This window comes from Gaetbulibacter aestuarii (assembly GCF_039537665.1).
In the GTDB taxonomy this organism is placed as follows: Bacteria; Bacteroidota; Bacteroidia; order Flavobacteriales; family Flavobacteriaceae; genus Gaetbulibacter_A; species Gaetbulibacter_A aestuarii.
The window spans coordinates 734759-755207 of sequence record NZ_BAABAY010000001.1; the positions used below are offsets into that span (position 1 = coordinate 734759).

17 protein-coding genes and 1 tRNA gene are annotated in these 20449 nt (G+C 37.3%); 6 read left to right on the top strand and 12 right to left on the bottom strand.

What is annotated here, in order from left to right:
* Nucleotides 1-76 precede the first annotated feature (76 nt).
* The gene (tatA, locus tag ABD682_RS03245; protein WP_344738946.1) at nucleotides 77-259 is read left to right on the top strand and encodes a twin-arginine translocase TatA/TatE family subunit; all 183 of its coding nucleotides are present in this window, start codon (nucleotides 77-79) and stop codon (nucleotides 257-259) included.
* Between the two features lie 69 nt (nucleotides 260-328).
* On the opposite strand, the gene ABD682_RS03250 is transcribed toward tatA, so the two are convergent.
* The 3 genes from ABD682_RS03250 to ABD682_RS03260 form a co-directional block, all read right to left on the bottom strand.
* Nucleotides 329-1318 (bottom strand): DUF4837 family protein, encoded by a 990-nt coding sequence (locus ABD682_RS03250; RefSeq protein ID WP_344738948.1) that lies wholly within the window; start codon nucleotides 1316-1318, stop codon nucleotides 329-331.
* Between the two features lie 21 nt (nucleotides 1319-1339).
* Nucleotides 1340-2890, bottom strand: a complete 1551-nt coding sequence (locus ABD682_RS03255; protein WP_344738950.1) for a LysM peptidoglycan-binding domain-containing protein — start codon at nucleotides 2888-2890, stop codon at nucleotides 1340-1342.
* A gap of 80 nt (nucleotides 2891-2970) precedes the next feature.
* A complete protein-coding gene (locus tag ABD682_RS03260) occupies nucleotides 2971-4158 on the bottom strand; it encodes a phosphoglycerate kinase (protein WP_344738952.1) in 1188 nt (395 codons plus the stop codon).
* Nucleotides 4159-4343: 185 nt separating this feature from the next.
* Between ABD682_RS03260 and ABD682_RS03265 the strand changes: the two genes are divergently transcribed.
* A complete protein-coding gene (locus tag ABD682_RS03265; protein WP_344738954.1) occupies nucleotides 4344-5507 on the top strand; it encodes a DNA polymerase III subunit in 1164 nt (387 codons plus the stop codon).
* A 60-nt stretch (nucleotides 5508-5567) separates the two neighbouring features.
* On the opposite strand, the gene ABD682_RS03270 is transcribed toward ABD682_RS03265, so the two are convergent.
* The 5 genes from ABD682_RS03270 to ABD682_RS03290 form a co-directional block, all read right to left on the bottom strand.
* The gene (locus ABD682_RS03270; protein WP_344738956.1) at nucleotides 5568-6086 is read right to left on the bottom strand and encodes an OmpH/Skp family outer membrane protein; all 519 of its coding nucleotides are present in this window, start codon (nucleotides 6084-6086) and stop codon (nucleotides 5568-5570) included.
* A gap of 232 nt (nucleotides 6087-6318) precedes the next feature.
* Nucleotides 6319-7170 (bottom strand): class I SAM-dependent methyltransferase, encoded by an 852-nt coding sequence (locus ABD682_RS03275; protein ID WP_344738958.1) that lies wholly within the window; start codon nucleotides 7168-7170, stop codon nucleotides 6319-6321.
* A gap of 87 nt (nucleotides 7171-7257) precedes the next feature.
* Nucleotides 7258-9129 (bottom strand): tRNA uridine-5-carboxymethylaminomethyl(34) synthesis enzyme MnmG, encoded by a 1872-nt coding sequence (gene mnmG / locus ABD682_RS03280; RefSeq protein ID WP_344738960.1) that lies wholly within the window; start codon nucleotides 9127-9129, stop codon nucleotides 7258-7260.
* 79 nt (nucleotides 9130-9208) lie between these two features.
* Entirely contained in the window at nucleotides 9209-9619 is a 411-nt protein-coding gene (gene ybeY / locus ABD682_RS03285) for an rRNA maturation RNase YbeY (protein ID WP_344738963.1), read from the bottom strand.
* Nucleotides 9606-12980 carry a DUF4175 family protein gene (locus tag ABD682_RS03290; RefSeq protein ID WP_344738965.1) on the bottom strand — a complete coding sequence of 1125 codons (3375 nt, stop codon included), beginning with the start codon at nucleotides 12978-12980 and terminating at the stop codon, nucleotides 9606-9608. Before ABD682_RS03290 ends, ybeY begins: the two co-directional genes overlap by 14 nt.
* 152 nt (nucleotides 12981-13132) lie before the next feature.
* On the opposite strand from ABD682_RS03290, the gene gltX reads away from it, so the two are divergent.
* Both gltX and ABD682_RS03300 read left to right on the top strand, forming a co-directional pair.
* Nucleotides 13133-14653, top strand: coding sequence for a glutamate--tRNA ligase (gene gltX, locus ABD682_RS03295; RefSeq protein ID WP_344738967.1), 1521 nt, complete (start codon nucleotides 13133-13135; stop codon nucleotides 14651-14653).
* A gap of 141 nt (nucleotides 14654-14794) precedes the next feature.
* Nucleotides 14795-15724, top strand: coding sequence for an SPFH domain-containing protein (locus ABD682_RS03300; protein WP_344738969.1), 930 nt, complete (start codon nucleotides 14795-14797; stop codon nucleotides 15722-15724).
* A 70-nt stretch (nucleotides 15725-15794) separates the two neighbouring features.
* On the opposite strand, the gene ABD682_RS03305 is transcribed toward ABD682_RS03300, so the two are convergent.
* The 4 genes from ABD682_RS03305 to ABD682_RS03320 form a co-directional block, all read right to left on the bottom strand.
* Nucleotides 15795-16004: a hypothetical protein gene (locus ABD682_RS03305; RefSeq protein ID WP_344738971.1), complete on the bottom strand. Its 210-nt coding sequence runs from the start codon at nucleotides 16002-16004 to the stop codon at nucleotides 15795-15797.
* 66 nt (nucleotides 16005-16070) lie between these two features.
* Entirely contained in the window at nucleotides 16071-17225 is a 1155-nt protein-coding gene (locus tag ABD682_RS03310) for a GNAT family protein (RefSeq protein WP_344738973.1), read from the bottom strand.
* A gap of 64 nt (nucleotides 17226-17289) precedes the next feature.
* Entirely contained in the window at nucleotides 17290-17775 is a 486-nt protein-coding gene (locus ABD682_RS03315) for a DUF1761 domain-containing protein (RefSeq protein ID WP_344738975.1), read from the bottom strand.
* Between the two features lie 67 nt (nucleotides 17776-17842).
* Nucleotides 17843-19834 carry a glutamine--tRNA ligase/YqeY domain fusion protein gene (locus ABD682_RS03320; protein WP_344738977.1) on the bottom strand — a complete coding sequence of 664 codons (1992 nt, stop codon included), beginning with the start codon at nucleotides 19832-19834 and terminating at the stop codon, nucleotides 17843-17845.
* A gap of 104 nt (nucleotides 19835-19938) precedes the next feature.
* Between ABD682_RS03320 and folB the strand changes: the two genes are divergently transcribed.
* The gene (gene folB, locus ABD682_RS03325; protein ID WP_344738979.1) at nucleotides 19939-20310 is read left to right on the top strand and encodes a dihydroneopterin aldolase; all 372 of its coding nucleotides are present in this window, start codon (nucleotides 19939-19941) and stop codon (nucleotides 20308-20310) included.
* A gap of 38 nt (nucleotides 20311-20348) precedes the next feature.
* Nucleotides 20349-20422 (top strand) — tRNA-Cys (locus ABD682_RS03330).
* Nucleotides 20423-20449: the final 27 nt, after the last annotated feature.

Here is a 20449-nt window from a genome sequence, read left to right on the forward strand (position 1 = left end):
TAAAACGATTAAAGTTTAAGTCAATAACGCTTTTGTTTCAGTTTAATTATTACCTTTGTAGCCTAAATTAAAGATTATGAGTTTATACATGATTCCATTAGCTATAGGGCCTTGGCAAATAGCTTTAATTGTTGTGGTAGTATTGTTATTATTTGGAGGGAAAAAAATTCCTGAACTCATGCGTGGGTTAGGTAGTGGCATCAAAGAATTTAAAGATGCTACCAAAGAAGACGATACCAAAGACACTAAAAAAGAATAACACAATAGACCATAAAAAAAAGAGCAATTTTCTAAAAATTGCTCTTTTTTTATGCTATTATTCTGCTTCCTACTTTATTTTCAGGGTCTTTAAGATCGCTTCAACCTCAAGCATGTAGTTACGCTTATCTACCGATGGCGAGAATACAAATCCTTCAGCAACTACCCAGCGATTATTCTTTTTATCTTCAATGGTGTAATTTAAAAAGGGCCCAGCCATAAAAGCATTTTTAAGATCCCAGAGGCCTTTGGTTTCATAGGCAAACTTACCATCTATTTCGGTTTTATCATGAAAGGGCGTGTACGCATTTTCAGTGCCCATGTATGATCCTTCTAAACGTCCCGGTACTTCGACTTTACCCACAGAATCTCTTATTTTTATAATCTGGTTGATGGTACTGTCATTCTTCTTCACAGCATCGTAAGGAATGTCGTAAAACATTAAATGCATCGAACCGGATGACGATGCGATGTCTTTTGAATACCAGAAAAAGTCGCCATCCTCCTTAATAAGTTTGTAAATGGAAGGAAAATCAACTGTAATATCCAAAGAATCCTGTAATGTTATTGTGCTGTGTAAAGACAGGTTCATTTGACGCTGGCGCTCTGCAATTTCTTCATTTCTGAATAATCTGATGATTTCATCTTTATTCATTTGAAGCGCTTCAATAATGGTTTCCTTAGATTTTCCAGAGACCGTAATTACTTTTTGTGGTTGCGCATACACGTTATCTTTTACGGTAACAGCAGCATCTTTTCCTAATTCGATAATCAAAATAGTTCTGTTCTTGGTAACGAATCCTGAAAATACAGAGGGTGGAATGTGTGCAATGGTGAACATCGGTTCATCCTGAGGTAATCCATAAATGGGTGTAGCCAGAACATTCCGAACAGCATCACCCACAGAACCATTCCAAAGATCGTTTGAAATAACTACCGAAACGTGATTGATGTTCCCTGTTGAATCCAGCAATGTTGTTTTTTGTGAGGTCTTTTTCCCATTGCAAGACACTATGAACACACAGATTAAAGCTACACTTAGTATATTTTTTATAATCATGATAACGTTTGTTTTTAGGGTTTAGCTCTTGGAAATTTTCAGCGTCATCCCCGGTTTTAAATTAGTGCCACTAATACCGTTCCAATCTTTAATATTTTGGACAGAAACTCCAGGAAATTTTTGAGAAATGCTCCAAAGTGAGTCGCCACTCTTCACAACATAGGTCGTTACATCACCCGTTAACGGCTTGCTTGGTGTAGCTTTAGTAGTTTTTTTCGGGGGTGGTGCCACATAAGGTTTACGCGGGTAAATAATAAGTCTTTGGCCTATATTTAAATTATTACTTCTTAAACCGTTCCAGCGTTTAATGTCGCTAACGCGAACACCATAACGCCTTGAGATCAATCCTAAATAATCACCGGAAACCACGCGATAACGGATTCGGTCGTTGGCATTGAAGAATTGTGGTAATGGTTTTTCACGCTTATCAAATTCCGCTTTAGCGTAAGCATAAATACTATCCTCGTTATTTACAAATTTGCCAATTACCTCATTTGGTAAACGCAAACTGTAATTTTCACCTTTAATTACCGGAATAATATCTAATTTATAAGAGGGATTTAAAAATTCTAACTGTTCTATTGGCGCTCCTGTAACTTCTGAAACCTGGTCGAGGGTGATCATTTGTTTTACCCGAACGGTGTCGGTTTCAAAATAGGTTTGCTCTGGTTTGTAACGCGTAAAACCGAGTTCTTTGGCGTATTCAAAAATATACATTGTAGCCAGAAAGGCCGGCAAGTATCCAGCGGTTTCACGTGGTAAATAATATCTTAAATTCCAGTAATTTTGATAACCACCAGAACGCCGAATAGCCTTGGTAACATTCCCCGGCCCGGAATTATAGGCGGCTAAAGCGAGATCCCAGTCACCAAAAATTTCATAAAGTTTAGACAAATATTTTGATGCGGCAACGGTGGATTTTATAGGATCGCTGCGCTCATCGACATAGCTACTTACATCAAGACCATATAATTTTCCGGTTGAAAACATAAACTGCCATAAACCGGTAGCTCCTACGCGTGATTTTGCACGAGGCTTTAAAGCGGATTCTACAATGGCCAAATATTTAATTTCCAGAGGAATATTCTGGTTGTCCAATTCTTGTTCAAACAACGGAAAATAGAAAGCACTCAACATCATAAGATGTTGCAAGTGTTCTCTACGGTTTTTTAAATATGACTTGATAACACTCTCTAAAGAAGGGTTATATTCTACATTAAAAGGTGTTCTTGCATTAAGCTCTTTAAGTTGCGCCTTCAATGTTTCGGTTGATAATTCAGGATAATCAACCTCCTTGAAATCTATGTCAGCTAATGGCGGATGTAGACTGTCAAAACTATTTTCCGTGTACAATTCCTGATACCATGCTTCATCAATTTTTGCTAAGGTAGGATCGTCTTTTAGCGGTTTTTTAGGCATACTATCCACGGCGATCATTGGCTTAACAATCGTTAATGTCCCATCGATCTTCGTGGTTTTCCGGATCTTATTTTCAGGAGAACCTCCGCCATTTGTTTGCGAAAACCCAATAGATCCAATCAAAAAAAATAGAATAAAATATCTCATAGCCATAAAACTTCTCTGCTTTCACTTGTGAACGCTGTATTGGCTAAATTCGTATTTTTTGGGCGCAATTAAAAACTAAATTCTAATTATTCTAAAATAGCTGCAATTCCCGGCAGTGTTTTTCCTTCTAAACTTTCTAACATGGCACCACCTCCGGTACTCACATAGCTTACTTTGTCTTCAAACCCAAATTGCTTTACGGCAGCTACAGAGTCGCCACCACCAACAAGAGAAAAGGCACCATTTTTTGTGGCCTCAGCAATTGAATTTCCTAATTCTATAGTCCCTTTAGCGAAAGACTCCATTTCAAAAACACCTAAAGGACCATTCCAAAGGATGGTTTTTGATTGCATTACAACATCATGGAATTGTGCGATGGATTTTGGTCCGGCATCCACACCTTCCCAGCCATCTGGAATAGCATTTATAGGCACAATTTGAGTGTTGGCATCATTACTGAAAGCATCAGCGGCAACGGTATCAACCGGTAAATGAACTTCAACATTCTTGGCTTTGGCTTGCTTTAAAATATCCATGGCAAGATCCATTTTGTCATCCTCGCAAATAGAGTTACCTATTTTTCCGCCTTGCGCTTTTATAAAGGTAAAGGCCATACCACCACCAATGATCAAATGATCAACTTTGTCTAAAATATTTTCAATAATGGTTATTTTTGAAGACACTTTCGCACCACCTAAAATGGCTAATACCGGTTTTTCTCCGGTTTTCATAACCTTATCAATACTTTCAATTTCTTGTTCCAGCAATTTTCCGAAGCATTTTTTACCTTCAAAAAATTTCGCAACAATGGTTGTAGAAGCATGAGCTCGGTGGGCAGTTCCAAAAGCGTCATTAACATAAATGTCGCCTAATTTCGAGAGTTTTTTAGCAAATGCTTCATCTCCGGCGGTTTCTTCTTTATAAAAACGCAGGTTTTCAAGTAATATAATTTGCCCGGGTTCCAGTGCTGCAACGGCTTTTTCAGCTTTTTCGCCAATGCAATCATCAACAAAGATCACTTCAACACCTAAAATTTCTTCCACTTTTGGTACGATATGGCGTAACGAAAATTCATCCTGAAATCCCTTTGGTCGACCCAAATGCGACATCAGCACACAGCTTCCCCCGTCTTCCAGAATCTTAATGATCGTTGGTTTTGCCGATACAATTCTGGTATCATCAGTTACTTCGAATTTATCATTCAATGGCACATTAAAATCCACGCGGATCAGCGCCTTTTTATTTTCAAAATTAAAATCGTCTAAAGTCTTCATCTATATATAATGTTTTTATTTTTAAGCGTTTGATTCACAAATGTAACTAAATAAACAAGTAATTGAAATGGGATTTTTCACGAAAACGTTTGAAGCTGTAAAGATTTTTTAAAAATGCCAAATTCATTTTCCTCGAACGGCTGTTTTCATTAGAAAAGCTTTAAAAATTTATGTAGGTTTGTTTTATGCTATTTTCAGAAATTTTAGGTCAGGAACACATCAAAAAACACCTTACGCAATCTGCGGATAATGGGCGTTTGCCTCATGCGCAATTGTTTGTGGGACCCGAAGGCTGTGGTACCTTGCCTATGGCGATCGCTTATGCGCAATATATTCTGTGTAACAATAGCCATGGTGAAAATAATTCCGGAAACGCCGCGTGTAATTTAAAGTTTGAACATTTATCGCATCCCGATCTGCATTTTGCTTTTCCGGTAACCAGTAGCGATAAGGTGAAAAAGCATCCTGTTTCTGCTCACTATTTGGAAGAATGGCGCCAACTATTAAAAGAACAGCCTTACGGTAATCTTTTTGACTGGTACCGGATGTTGGGTGTAGACAATAAGCAAGGTTTGATTAGTGTTGATGAAGCTCAGGATATTGTAAAATCGTTGTCTTTAAAAGCTTACGAGGGTGGTTTTAAGGTTATGATCATTTGGATGGCGGAAAAAATGAATGCTGCCTGCGCCAATAAACTCCTGAAGCTTATTGAAGAACCACCAAATAAAACCATTTTTATTTTAATTGCTGAAGACGAAGAACAGATCATTAATACCATTCGCTCCCGATGTCAGGTTTTACATTTTCCGCCCCTGGCGGAAGATATCATCAAGAATGCCTTGATGAAAAATAAACATTTGAATGAAGTTGAAGCCACTAAAATTGCACATCAATCCAACGGAAATTATAACAAGGCCTGCGATCTTATAAATAAAAGTTCTGAAGACTTACAGTTTGAGACCTGGTTCATTTTTTGGATCCGCAGCGCTTTTAAAGCAAAAGGTAACAAAGCGGCCATTCATGATCTCATTTCCTGGAGTGAAGATATCGCAAAATCCGGACGCGAAACGCAAAAACAGTTCTTGCATTTTTGTTTGGATTTTTTCCGCCAGGCCATGTTACTCAATTATAAGGCACACGATCTGGTGTATTACGAACCGGAAACAGACTCCTTCGAATTAGAAAAATTCGCCCCTTTCGTTCATGGTGGTAATATCATGGAAATTAGCAATGAGTTGCAGGATGCCATGTATCATATTGAGCGCAACGGAAATGCTAAGATCATCCTTACCGATCTGTCTATCAAACTAACGCGTTTACTTCATAAAAAAGAAACTTCAGTCCAATAAAAAACCCCGTTTAAAACGAGGTTTTTTTATTTTATTTAATTGATTTTCAATTATTTACATTTATTTTGAGCCATAATCAGCATTCAACGAATCTAAGATGGTTTGAGTAAGATCGTATTGTTCGTCACCGTAGAGAACTGTAGAAGTGGCATCTGTAGTTCCAAGCACAAAGGTGTAACCATGACGCTTTCCATAAGCTTTTTCGTAACGACGTACTTTTTGGATGATGGTATCAAGTTCCGTTTGAAAAGATTGTTGAAAGTTTTGAGCTTCCATTTGCTTCTGTTGGTCTTGCATTTGTTTTTTCTGTCCCAGCTCCTGGTATTTTTTCTGAGCATTTACCTGAGACATTTTACGAGCATTCGTTTGGAAATCCTGAACCTCGGTTTTAAAAGAAGCATCAATACTATCAAATTTCTTTTGGAAGGCTTCTTTCTTTTTTTCGAATTTATTTTCGAGATCTAATTTTTCCTTGTACTTATTTATGATAACACCATTATCTACAAAACCGATCTTGTTTTGTTTCTGGCATGACGTAAAAGCTAATAAGCTCAGGGCAATAACAAATAAATTTTTCATGGTTTGTTTTATTTTAACACAAGCAAATGTAATAAAGTAAACCTTAAGAAAACGCTAAATATATATTGGTGTTTTGTTAAATAGTTTATAATTATGGGTTTTGGTTCGCGTTATAATTTTTAACTATTTGAAATGAATTAAAATAAAGCGATTTAAGCGCACTTCATTTTTTAGTAAGCATATCCGCTATATTCAAATGAAATAAATTAATAAGAGTCGCTTGGCGACCTTTTTAGTGTTTTTTAAGGATATAAATTAAAGAAGAGGCTTCTTTTGTAAAAAAAGCTTTGAAGTTTGAAAGGAAGCCTATCCAAATTGCTTTGACCGGATTCATTTTTCCGGTCTTATATTTTTCAGAAAGCAGGCTCACATAAAATGCATCGAACCACATGGGTTTAATTTTTAAGAGTTTGAATTGAAATTCGTCTGCAATTCTTTTAATTGATGTTCTATCAAAATGCCATAAATGTCTCGGCACATCATAAGCCGCCCAAAACGTTTGATAATGTTCTGCATCAAAACTTTTGTAATTTGGAATGGCGATAATTAAAATGCCGTTGGGTTTTAAAAGTTCATGAAATTGTTGCAACTGATTTTCCAGATCCGGAAGATGTTCTAAAACATGCCACAAAGTGATCACATCAAATTTATTCTTTTCAAACTTGAATAATTGTTCAGAATTAAAAACAGCTTGTCCTGTTTTTTGATTCGCTATGGCCCTGGCCTTTTCGTTAGGTTCAATTCCAAAAACCGTCCATTGATCATTTTGTGCTTTCTTTAAAAAATCTCCAGTACCACACCCAACATCTAGAAGTTGTTTTCCCGACGTGGCGTATTTCGAAATCAAATTTAATTTTTGTTTTACTGAAAACTCACGAACCGCATGGTAGGCTTTTTCAAAAAGATTCCGTTTTGCATCGGTGTGAGAAATGTAATCTTCGCTCTCGTAATACTCCGGAAGTTTCTTTAAACCTGGAGCCGGAACAGTCTCCAAAAAACCATAGCGTTCATTCTTTTTTAGTCGGAATAATTCTCCGGAAACGGAATGATCTTTAATATGCAAGTCTGTTGGTTTGTACGTCATGGAATATTAAAAGAAACTGAAAAAGGCTTAATTATTTTATAAAACTATTACATGTTCCACGTGGAACGAATTAAAATTCAGAATGAATTATCGACCCATATACACCAATAATACCGAAATATCATTTGGTGAAACTCCACTAATTCTTGATGCCTGAGACACGGTGGTGGGTTGAATTTTTTTCAACTTTTCTCGGGCTTCATAACTCATGGATTTAATTTTAGAATAATCAAAATCCTCAGGAATTTTTACATATTCTAAACGCGTAAGTTTATCGGCATTGTTTTTTTCTTTGGCGATATACCCGGAATATTTTACCTGGATCTCGGTTTGTTCAATAACCTCATTATCCAAATTATTGGATTGGATATATGCTTCTACAGCTTCAACTTTTCTGATGTCGTCCATAGAAATATTTGGGCGCGCAAATATCTTAAAAAGTTTACCGGATTGATTCACGGGCGAAGAATCATTTGACTCTAAAATCGGGTTTATCTCCTCCGGAGTTACACTGGTATCTTTAAAAAAGCTTACAAATTTTTTAGCTGAATCGTGCTTTTCTTCCATCCGTCTTAAACGCTTTTCGGAAGCTAAACCTAACTCATAACCCTTAGGTGTTAAGCGTAAATCTGCATTGTCCTGACGAAGCAACGTACGATATTCTGCCCTTGAGGTGAACATTCTATATGGTTCTTCGGTGCCCTTTGTGATAAGATCATCAATTAAAACACCAATATAAGCCTCGTCTCTTTTTAAGATAAAAGGATCTCTTTCCTGAACTTTCAAGCTTGCATTTATTCCAGCCATTAATCCTTGGGAACCGGCTTCTTCATATCCCGTTGTACCATTAATTTGTCCGGCAAAATATAAGCCTGAAACCAATTTCGTTTCTAAAGTATGGCGCAATTGTGTAGGTGGAAAATAATCATATTCTATAGCATAACCTGGCCTAAAGAACTTTACGTTTTCAAAACCAGCTACAGATTTTAAAGCGCGATATTGAACATCCTCAGGTAGCGATGTAGAAAAACCATTAACATACACCTCAACGGTATTCCAGCCTTCAGGTTCTACAAATATTTGATGACGATCTTTATCAGCAAACCGATTGATTTTATCTTCTATGGAAGGACAATATCTTGGTCCAACACTTTTAATTCTGCCATTAAACATAGGTGATCTATCAAAACCTTCCTTGAGCAATTCATGAACTTCCGGACTCGTATAAGTCATGTGACAAGACCTCTGATTTTTCAAAGGTTTTGTAACATCTAAAAATGAAAATTTCTCAGGGTTTTCGTCACCGGGTTGTTCAACCATTTTAGAAAAATCCAGACTTCTTCCATCCACTCTTGGAGGTGTTCCGGTTTTCATTCTACCGGAATCAAAACCAAAATTAACAAGCTGTTCGGTAATCCCTTTAGCGGCTCTTTCTCCTGCTCTACCACCACCAAAATTTTTATCACCAATATGGATTAAACCATTTAAAAAAGTACCATTGGTAAGGACAACCGTTTTAGCTTTTATTTCGATACCAAGGGATGTTTTAACGCCAACCACTTTGTCTCCTTTAACTAAAATACCAGACACCATTTCCTGGTAAAAATCCAGATTCGGAGTTTGTTCCAAAAGCAACCTCCAGTCTTCAGCAAAACGCATCCGATCTGATTGCACTCTTGGACTCCACATGGCCGGACCTTTTGATTTATTAAGCATCTTAAATTGAATGGCCGACGTATCTGCAACGATACCACTATAACCACCAAGCGCATCAATCTCCCGAACAATTTGGCCCTTAGCAATACCGCCCATGGCCGGGTTGCATGACATCTGCGCAATATTCTGTAAATTCATGGTTACAAGCAACGTCTTACTGCCCATATTGGCGGCAGCCGCAGCGGCCTCACTACCGGCATGACCGGCACCAACAACTATAACATCATAAACATCATTAAACATAAACTTGTAATTTTCTTTAATGTTCCACGTGGAACACCTGTTAATTTTAAGGGTGCAAATATAAGACGTTTAACTTAAACTAACCTAACATTTTGAGATAGTGATTTTCTTTCTGGCGCATGGTCCTGGCGTCCTCATCTGTCTTATCCTTGTAACCACAATAGTGTAATATCCCGTGAACCATAACGCGATGTAATTCCTCCTCAAAAGGTACATTAAAATCCTTGGCATTATCATGAACGCGTTCTACGGAAATATAGATGTCCCCATGTATGGTTTTTCCTAAACTATAATCGAAACTAATAATATCCGTAAGGGTATCATGATTCAAAAATTCAACATTGATTTTATGCAAATAGTCATCGTCACAAAAAATATAATTTACGTCTCCCAATGTAAAAGACTCTTCATTAACCACCATAGAAATCCAATCGGTCAACATACCGGAATCCTGTAATTCAAAATCCGTTTCAAAATTATATTGAATCATTCTTTTCCTTGAAATATTCCTGAACTTTTTTCTTGTAGTTCTGCTGCAAAGGTAAAGCTTGTTTGTTTAAAATTTCTAAGGAATTAAAATACCTTTTCAAATCAGGAATTTGATTGTTAGAATGGTTTTGGAAGTCTTTCCGATTTGTATTGGATTCACGTTTATTGTCTTCACCCTGGAGAAACGTAGCGTCATCCATTTTTAATAACTGATGTTTTAAGTCAAGCATTTTCTGGAGTGTTTCATTAGTAAATCCATCATTCAATAAATCGGATTCCACCTCTTCCATTTTATTCAATACATTCGTTTCACCCGGGCTTAAACCATCCTTGGCTAATTTATCCTGAAGCTGTTGCCTAAGTTCCTGTTGCCTTTGATAGATCTCATATAACATACCGTTCATTTCTTCCTGTCCGTTTTCATTGGAACCATTCCCGGATTTTTGTTCACCTTTATTACCTTCTTTAGATTTTTCACCATCCTTATCATCGCCTTCCTGTTCCTTACCCTTCATGCTATTTTCCATCCCCTCCTGCATCATTTTATTTAATTGCTCCTGACTCATGATAATATCAGGTAATTGCATTTCTCCTTCACCTGATTCGCCTGAAGACATATTCAAATTCTCCTCCATATTATCCAAAACCTCACTTAAAAAATCAGCGAGATTGTTAGCAGAAGTAACCACAAATTGCTGTCGCGAGGTCCCTTGATAAACATCACCTTCAGAAAATTGATCCAAGGCCTTATCTATATTATAGTAAACATCAGAAATATTTTTATTTACCGTTTCGGATAGCTTTGGTTGTCTTAAAGAAAGTGCAAACAAACTATCATCAACATGTTCGAAATAATTTCGAAGATCATTCTGTTTTAAAAGATTTGAAGCAAACTTATTATTCTCCGCAGGGCTATTCTTAAATACATTCATCAAAGCTTCCTGATCAAAGGAGAACAACACAACATTATCCAAAATTTGACGCAACATATCCGTATCCTCCTGTAACTGTTCCTGGCCAATGGACATAGAACTTGTTTTCATTTTCTTTTGTAATTCCTTCATCCTATCAGAGGCGTTCTTCTGACTTTGCTTAGCCCTCTGCATGCTCGGATTAGACTCAGGTTTTACACCCAAGGAATCTGACTGCCTTTCGGATTCCTCAAGAGATCCCAAAGCGTCCTTTTGTTCCTTTTGAATAGCATTCTCATCCAACCTATCTCTGGGAATATCGATGGGTTTTCGCAAGCCCTGACTATCCTTTTCCAGCTGATCCAGGCTTTCTTTTAAGTCCTGAAACTGCTTATTCAACTCCTCTTGTTTATGACTGCTATTGTCGGAATTTTCTTTAGAAAGTGACTCCTGTTCTTCGGCCAGTTTTCCTAAAATATCTTTTAATTGCTCCAACTTGTTTTGAACATAGTAACGCTTGGTGAGTTCCAATAACTGTTGAAGACTTCGTTTTTTATTCTTGTTCCGCTTAGCAAGTTCATCCAATCTATCTGTTAGCTCCTCCTGAGAAATTTTATCTTTAATTTTTTCTAATTCCTCAAGTAACTTTTCGTCCTTTTTTAATTGCTCTTCATTATCCTTAAGCCGCTTTTCCAGATCATCTTTAAAACCTTGATCAGAATTTTCAGGTTGTTGTAACTCGTCAAGGTTTTGCTGCAAATCCTGATTAAATTGATTCATCAATTCATCCTGTTGTTTTTGGCGTTCCAAAAACTGCTTTAATTTTTTCTGGTCGTTAAAATTTAAAGAGCGTTTTTCCTTTTGGGTCTTAGCCAACTCCTCAAGACTCTTTTCTTGCTTCTCGAAACCCTCCATAGATCTCCCTATATTTTTGATTGTGTTTTGCTGTTGATCAAGTTGCTTTTGATTTAACTCTTCCTTTGTTGCTTTTCGAAATACAAAGGTTTTGCTCCTGGCCGATTTGGGTCCGTTTACCTGATCATTGTCCTTAACCTGAAAATAAACCTCATAAGAGACTCCCGGAATAATATCTAAAGTGTCATCCGGAAACGCATTGTAAAACTCGGCTATAGTACTTTTGTTAAAAGTTATAGGAACAACCTTTTTGTTATCCACATTGTTCGACGGATAATACACCAAGTCCAGCTGAGATAAACCATAATCATCACTTAGCTGACCGTAAAAGAACATCATATTTGTTCCTAAAGTATCAACTTCCGATCTCACAGCTATTTCCGGATAAGCATCCTTAGCAACCTCAATTCCGTAGCCCAGACTTTCATAATCTTGTAGCCTAGAATTGCTTGCGGCAATAACATAGTCGAAAGAGGATTTAGCTTGATATTTATAACTAAAATTATCTGGATCCACAGCATTAAAATTCACGGTATCCCGCGAATAAAACGTCACATTTTGAGTGGCTTTGGTTTTAAGGTCCCAGGTAATTATGGTGCCTTCCGGCACCGTGGCATTACCGGATCCTTTTAATATGACATCCTCTTTTTTGGTATACTCCGGGTAATCTAATGTCATACCAAAACTTAATAATGCCGGGGCTTCCAAGACCTCCAACCTGTAAGGCTTGGATGTAACATCATTTCCCAGTAACACAAATTCAATAGGTTTGTTAGGTTTAACAAAGGTATATTCAAAAGAACCTTGCAGGATTTGTTTTAAGAAGTACTGCTGACCATTATAAGAGATTTGAACATTTTCAGGAATAACACTCCCGGCCGTATTTACCTTTAGAACAAAATCTTTATTTTGGATGGTTTGTAAATCATCATTCAACACAAAAAATTGAAAAGGGGCCGGAGGCTCATAAGCTGTTTTATAATGAACCACACGACGGTAGGAATCACTGAACCAATGTAAGTTACCGGAAACCCAAACCAGACCAATTATAATAAAAGGAATGGCAAGATATTTTAAATATTTAACATTGCTTTTAAGGTTAATGGCTTTCCTAAATGGAACAGGTTCTAAGGCGATGGATTTTTGATCGATACTGGCCAGAACCAATTCTGATTGTTCGGCGCTTTCATGAAGTTGAAGTACATTGAGTAATTTATCATTTACCTCTGGAAATTGATTTCCAATAATTACAGCAGCATCGCTGTAATTGATACCTTTTTGAAGCTTGGCCAACTTCGCCAAAGGCATAAAAATTAAATACCCCAGTAAACCAACAGAAACTAAAATACAAGTCCAGAAAAGTATCCCACGCCCTATTGTTCCTAACCAAAACACATTTTCAACAAAAAGGGTAACCAACACGTAAAGCAACCAAATAGCAACAAACAAAATAAGCCCTTTCAATAAAACGTTCACATAGTAACGTTTTATGATTGCCTCTAATTTTTGTTCTATGGTTTTAAAGTGGCTTTTCATAATTCAATTTGGGTAAAGTACTAAAAATGACGTTTTCAGCTTAATAAACCGAAAAAATGTTGCGTTTTCTATAACTTATAAATCTACAATTTTATTTCCTTCTGCTCGCTAAATTAGGTGTTAATTGTATCTTTACAGCAAATTTATGAAAGATGAGTGATACTGTTCGCGTACGATTTGCACCTAGCCCTACAGGACCCTTACATATAGGCGGCGTTCGCACCGCGCTGTTTAATTATTTGTTTGCTAAAAAGAATAATGGGACTTTCGTTTTACGCATCGAAGATACCGACCAAAATCGCTATGTTGAAGGTGCTGAAAAGTATATTGTCGATGCCTTGAACTGGTGTGGTATTCCTTATGATGAAGGTCCGGGGAAAAACGAAAAATTTGGACCCTATCGTCAAAGTGAACGCAAACATCTTTACAAAGAATATGCTGATAAGCTCGTTGCCTCTGGAAACGCTTACTATGCTTTCGATACCGCTGAAGCTCTTGATGCCCACCGAAAAGGCCATGAAGCCCAGGGAAAAACATTTATTTACAACTGGCATAACCGCTTAAAACTCGATAACTCTTTGGCGCTTAGCGCGGAAGACACTCAGGCAAAATTAGATGCCAGAGAAGATTATGTGATCCGTTTTAAGAGCCCGCAAGATGAAACGCTTCACTTCAAAGATCAGGTTCGCGGGGAAATGACCATTGACACGAATATTCTTGATGACAAAGTATTATTTAAAAGCGATGGCATGCCCACTTATCATTTGGCTAATATCGTTGATGACCACCTCATGGAAATCACTCATGTGATTCGAGGTGAGGAATGGTTGCCTTCTCTTGCCCTTCACAACCAATTATACAAGGCTTTTGGTTGGGAAGCGCCTGAATTTGCCCATTTACCTCTCATTTTAAAACCTACCGGAAAAGGGAAACTTAGTAAGCGCGACGGCGACAAACTTGGGTTTCCTGTATTTCCTCTGGAATGGAAAGATCCTAAAACCGGTGATGTGGCTATGGGGTACCGTGAATCCGGATATTTCCCCGAAGCCGTTACCAATTTCCTTGCCTTTCTAGGATGGAATCCTGGAACGGAACAGGAATTATTTAGTTTAGAAGAACTTGTGGAAGCCTTTGATATGGACCGCGTTCATAAATCCGGTGCACGTTTCGATCCGGATAAAACCAAATGGTACAATCACCATTACATGCAAACTAAATCTAATAACGAATTAGCTGCTGCTTTTAAACCTGTTGTTGATGCCCAATTAAATTCTGATGCTACTGACATCAATTACATCGCTATGGTTATAGGTCTTATAAAGGAACGTGCCAATTTTGTTTCCGACTTTTGGGACTTAGGCCATTACTTTTTTAAAGCACCGGACTCCTATGATGAGAAAGCGTTGAAAAAAGCCATAAAAGACGATACCTCAGATATTCTGAAGCAAGTAAAATCACTCGTTGTTCATATCGACAGCTTCTCGGTAAATGCGCTACAAAGTGATATTAAAGGCTGGATAACCGAAAACAATATTGGTTTTGGAAAAGTGATGATGCCACTGCGTTTAGCCTTGGTTGGTGCACTTCAGGGACCTGATGTGTTCGATATCATTTTCATGATCGGTAAAAATGAAACCGCAAAGAGGATCGACACCTTTCTCAGTCAGATATAAGTCGCTATTACCTCTAAGAACATTCAGAGGTTTTTGTAACAAAATAGGTGGTTAGTACTACTAATACATTAGATTATCCTTTTTTTCATTGTATCTTTAAGGATAACATAATGCTTCTTATTTAACCTTTAATATTTTATTATGAGCTTCTATTTGATTCCCATTTTATTTCTGGGATTAATTATTTTAATCTCTTCGTTCTTTATTGTGAAACAACAAACCGCTGCGATCATAGAGCGTTTTGGCCGTTTTACCAGTATACGCCATTCCGGTCTTCAATTAAAAATTCCAATAATTGACCGTGTTGCAGGCCGTTTAAGCTTAAAAATTCAACAGCTTGATGTTATCATTGAAACCAAAACTTTGGATGATGTATTCGTACGATTAAAAGTTTCTGTACAATACCGTGTTTTAAGTGAAAAGGTATATGATGCCTTCTATAAACTCGATTATCCGCATGAACAAATTACCAGTTATGTGTTTGACGTAGTGCGTGCCGAAGTACCTAAAATGAAACTGGACGATGTATTCGTTAAAAAAGATGATATCGCTCTGGCGGTTAAAGCCGAATTAAATGACGCCATGCTGGAATATGGTTTCGACATCATTAAAACTCTGGTAACGGATATCGATCCTGATGCCCAGGTTAAAGCTGCCATGAACCGTATTAACGCTGCAGACAGAGAAAAAACAGCAGCTCAGTACGAAGGTGATGCCGCACGTATCTTAATTGTTGAAAAAGCTAAAGCGGAAGCTGAAAGCAAACGTTTACAAGGTCAGGGTATTGCCGACCAACGTCGTGAAATTGCTCGCGGACTTGAAGAATCAGTAGATGTTCTTAACCGTGTTGGTATTAATTCTCAGGAAGCTTCTGCCTTAATTGTAGTAACACAACATTATGACACCTTACAAGCCATAGGTAGTGAAACCAACAGCAATTTAATATTACTACCAAATTCTCCACAAGCAGGAAGCAACATGCTGAATGATATGGTCGCCAGTTTTACAGCTAGTAATCAAATTGGAGAGGCTATGAAGAAAGCTCGTGAAGATGAGCCTGGTAAAAAATAAGTTTCAATAAATACCTTAATAAAATAAAACCCTTGAGCAGTTCTCAAGGGTTTTTTAATGGGTAACATTATTATCCTTTTTCGCGATACTTGGCAATCATGTTTTGTAAACTATCACGATAATTTTGAAGTTCTTTAATGCTCACTTTAGGGTTCGCATTATCCTTAGGTAAGGTGCTTCTGGATTCATCTAAATATTTTTCCAGTTCAGGATACTCCTCCTCTATAGTTCGGGTTAAATTTGAAATTTCGTTTAATATGTTGAGTTCTTTTTGTTCCATAATACTTTTGTTTTGTTCTAAAAATTAAGAAAAAATCAACAAAAAGTCTCTTAAAGAAGTATTAAATTATTTAAACGGATGCCGCTCTTCCCAATCTTGTTTGGGGTTTACAATTCTAAAAATCAGTTTAAAGAGATCATTCAAAAAAATATTAGTGTGTTTCATATAAACCACCATATCTACAGCTTTTGCGCCAACCGAACTTTTGATTGCCATAGCGGTTCGCGCATAAACGATCGTTTTAAATTTATTTTGAATACCAAAGTCCAACATGTCATACAGCATATTCAAATATAGTTGATTGGGATATTGGTGGATTTCATCATAACCTAAAAAATAGGTTTCTAAATTATCGTGATTCAGAAGTAAACTGAAAAAACCAACAAGCTTCCCTTGATCGTAATATCCAAATACTTTAAAGTTATCCTTTAGATGACGTTTTAAACTATAAAAATGATTTTCCTGAAGTAAAAATGTATTGAACTCCGCATTATCTGATACATTTAGATACAACTGATAAAGTTCCTTACTATGCTTTTTAATAGTTTCTAAGCTCAATTCAACAGGTTTAAGCGCGCCTCTTTTCTTTCTGGCGCGTTTGTATCTATCACGATATTTCTTCGCTAAATCCGCTTTATAATCATCTATATTATGCCAATCATCAGAAACGTTTAAGAGCATGTTGGGCTGTAATTTCAAGCGATGAAAGTTTTCGGTTTTTATACATGCTGTGCTTTGTTCAATGATATCATTTTCAAAATAATCCTTTAGTACTATCGCCTGAACAGATCTGTTGTAATCCTTCCTCACCCGAGGCTTAAGTGCGATCAGAGCTTTATTTATTTCAGATAAAAAATCCGAAGAACTTATACGTCTTTCATCAAAATACACTCCATGTTGTCCTGTGTGCATAATATTCCCAACAACCAGAACACAGCCTTTGATAAATGAAGCAACGGAGCGTCTGATAAATTCCTTGAAATTTCCCTGATGTTGTTGACGAAACATGTCGTTTAAAAATAATTTCACCAACTGAACAACTGCAACACCCACAAGTGTATCATCATTATACACCGCAATAAAATACAGATGAATATTTTTGGGAGAGGCCTCCTCGAGGGCTGTTAAATATTCCTTTTCAAGAAACAGATCGTTTGTTGCAAGAATATCCCAGTCTTTAGGAAGGGCTTCGGTTGTGTTAAAAATTTTGTGTTGTATCACTAAAAATGGAAAAGATCGAAACTACAATTTTCAGTCTTTATAATCATTTAAAATCTAAAAAATATTAGTGCCATCCGGAAATGATCGCCCCCATAATACATAGGGTAACCATCCAATATCCGCAGTTTACTAAGACATATTTATAAGATTTCCGCTCAAAAAGAGCTGTAATACTTAAAATGGGAGTGGCTATAAACAGTCCTGATAATGTGCCGTGTAAAGCACCGTGTTTAAACGTTCTGAAACTATCGCCATAATCATCCATGAACGCATGAAATGATGGCATGGCAGTGGTGACATCGCCATTAACCAAACTCATAGCACTGGTTTGGTGCACTACTAAAAGTGGAAGTGCAAGAGCAAGCATAAAAGCAAACAATAAAGCGAGTAAAAAAATAACAGCCATGTTACCATTTTTTAAACGCTCTTCAGTTAAACCGGATTCGCGCATCCAAATCGTACCAAATACTTTCGGGTTATACCAGATAAATCCAACAATTAAAGATGCTACGGCTGCCACAAAAATGGCAAAAGGGTTGATAAATTCCATGGGAGTAAGATTTTGATTACGCCGAAAGATAGTCAAAAAATCAATATGTAATTACCCTAATAAAAAATTAAACAGCCTGAGCTTCAGTAACTAAAATGGTATTTTCGTCCTCCAGGGCCTTTTCAATAAAGTCGTTGATGGCTTCATTTTTCTTTAAACCGTTTTTTATCATTACCCCCAATACCAAGGTCACCGCAATACGGGTACCCACCTTTTTTACAGCGGTGTTAAACAAGGGTTCGATCTCGTCGTAACTAACCTCTTCTGCCAGCTTTTGAATTTCAGCCTTTACCTTTGCTTGTTTAACCTCCGGATAATTCGTGTATTTTTTACCAAGCTGTTTGATTACATCAATAGCTTTGCGTTTAGCTTGTTGTTGATTTTGATTTTTGGTCGCTTGTTGATTTTGAGGTTTCTGCTTGGCCCAGGAATCTCGTAATCCAACCGTTTTGTTGAAAACAATATGATCAACTGTTGAATCCTGATCCACGCAAAAATAGCCTAACCGTTGAAATTGGTAGCGGTCGCCCTCTACAGCTTCTTTTAGGCTTGGTTCCACATAGGCTTTAATGATATTGAGTGAATTCGGATTTAGGAATTCCATAAAATCTTTATCCTCATGAGTATCCGGTGATTCATCCATAAATAACCGGTCGTATTCACGAACTTCAGCTGTTAATGCATGTTGAATAGAAACCCAATGAAGTGTACCTTTTACCTTCTTGTTAGTGTCTTCAGAGTATGTACAATGAATTTCCTGAATGGTACCATCATCCGATTTAACTACAGACTCTCCTTTTATGATATACGCGTTTTTTAAACGAACCTCTCCGCCAAGAGTCAAGCGAAAAAATTTCTTTCCTGCCGATTCTTTGAAGTCGGCTCTTTCAATATAAATCTCTCTGGAAAAAGGCACTTTGCGATACCCGGCACTTTCATCTTCCTGATTATTTTCGGCATCCAACCACTCTATCTTGTCTTCAGGATAATTGGTAATAACTACTTTTACAGGATCTAAAACAGCCATCACACGAGGCGCTGTTTTATTCAGGTCTTCACGAATACAAAATTCCAAGAGTGATACGTCAATAATATTGTCGCGTTTTGCTACACCAACGGTTTCTACAAATTTGCGAAGCGCTGCGGGCGTGTAACCACGACGTCGCAACCCTGAAATGGTAGGCATTCTGGGATCATCCCACCCATTTACTATTTTATCATTAACCAATTGAAGAAGCTTACGCTTACTCATAATGGTGTAACTTAGGTTCAAACGGGCAAATTCGCGTTGCTTTGGTCTTAATTTATCAGGATCCACTAACTGATCCAGGAACCAGTCATATAATTCGCGATGCGGTTTAAATTCCAAAGAACATAAAGAGTGCGATACTTGTTCGATGTAATCGCTTTGACCATGAGTCCAGTCGTACATCGGGTACACACACCAATCGTTTCCGGTACGATGATGGCTCTTTTTTAGGATACGATACATGATGGGATCACGCATCAACATATTGGTATGTTGCATATCGATCTTGGCACGTAAGATATGTTCTCCTTCTGCAAATTCGCCATTTTTCATGCGTGTGAACAGATCAAGATTTTCTTCTACAGAACGATTTCTGTACGGTCCGTCAACTCCGGGCTGGGTTGGGGTTCCTTTTTGTTCGGCCATGGCTTCACTGGATTGTGAATCCACATAAGCTTTTCCTTGTTTTATCAACTCAATGGCCCAATCATACAATTGTTGAAAATAATCTGAAGAGAATAATACCTGATCCCACTTATAACCTAACCAGGCAACATCACGCTTGATCGCATCAACATATTCCTGCTCTTCTTTGGCGGGATTCGTATCATCAAAACGAAGATTTACCGGAGCGTTATAATGTTCTCCCAAGCCAAAACTAATACCAATAGCCTTGGTGTGGCCAATATGCAAATAGCCGTTAGGTTCCGGTGGAAAACGAAAGCGCAGATCTTCTTTAGGAAGTCCATGAGCTAAATCCTCTTCTATAATTTGCTCAATAAAATTGAGTGATTTTCTTTCTTCAGACATTCTTGAAATTTATTTCATCGCAATAGGCCTCAAAATTAAGTAAATTCAGGTTATTTTTGCTGAATAAGTTACATAAGCTCAACAATTTTTTGTTTTATGATATTATGGGAATAATAAAAGTAGAAAACATTCGGATTTACGCTTATCACGGGTGTTTAAAAGAGGAGAAAAAAATAGGTAGTGATTATCGCGTGGACCTACAGGTTGAAGCCGATCTAAAAACGTCGTCAGAAACTGATAAATTGAGCGATACTGTAGACTATGTATTTCTAAATAAGATCATTAAGGAAGAAATGTTAAAGCCTTCACATTTGTTAGAAACTGTAGGAAAACGTATATTAGACCGCATTTTTAATGAAGACGAGCGCATTGAAAAAGCGACGGTATGGGTGAGTAAATTAAATCCGCCAATCGGTGGTGATGTTGCGCGTGTTACGATAAAAATGACTGATAAGCGAAAAAATCGTTTAAAGTAACAAAAAGTCCCAATTTTTTTTACTTTTGCACTCAATATGGCGTCGTGGCCGAGTGGCTAGGCAGAGGTCTGCAAAACCTTCTACAGCGGTTCGAATCCGCTCGACGCCTCCAAAAAAGCTTTCGAAATATCGGAAGCTT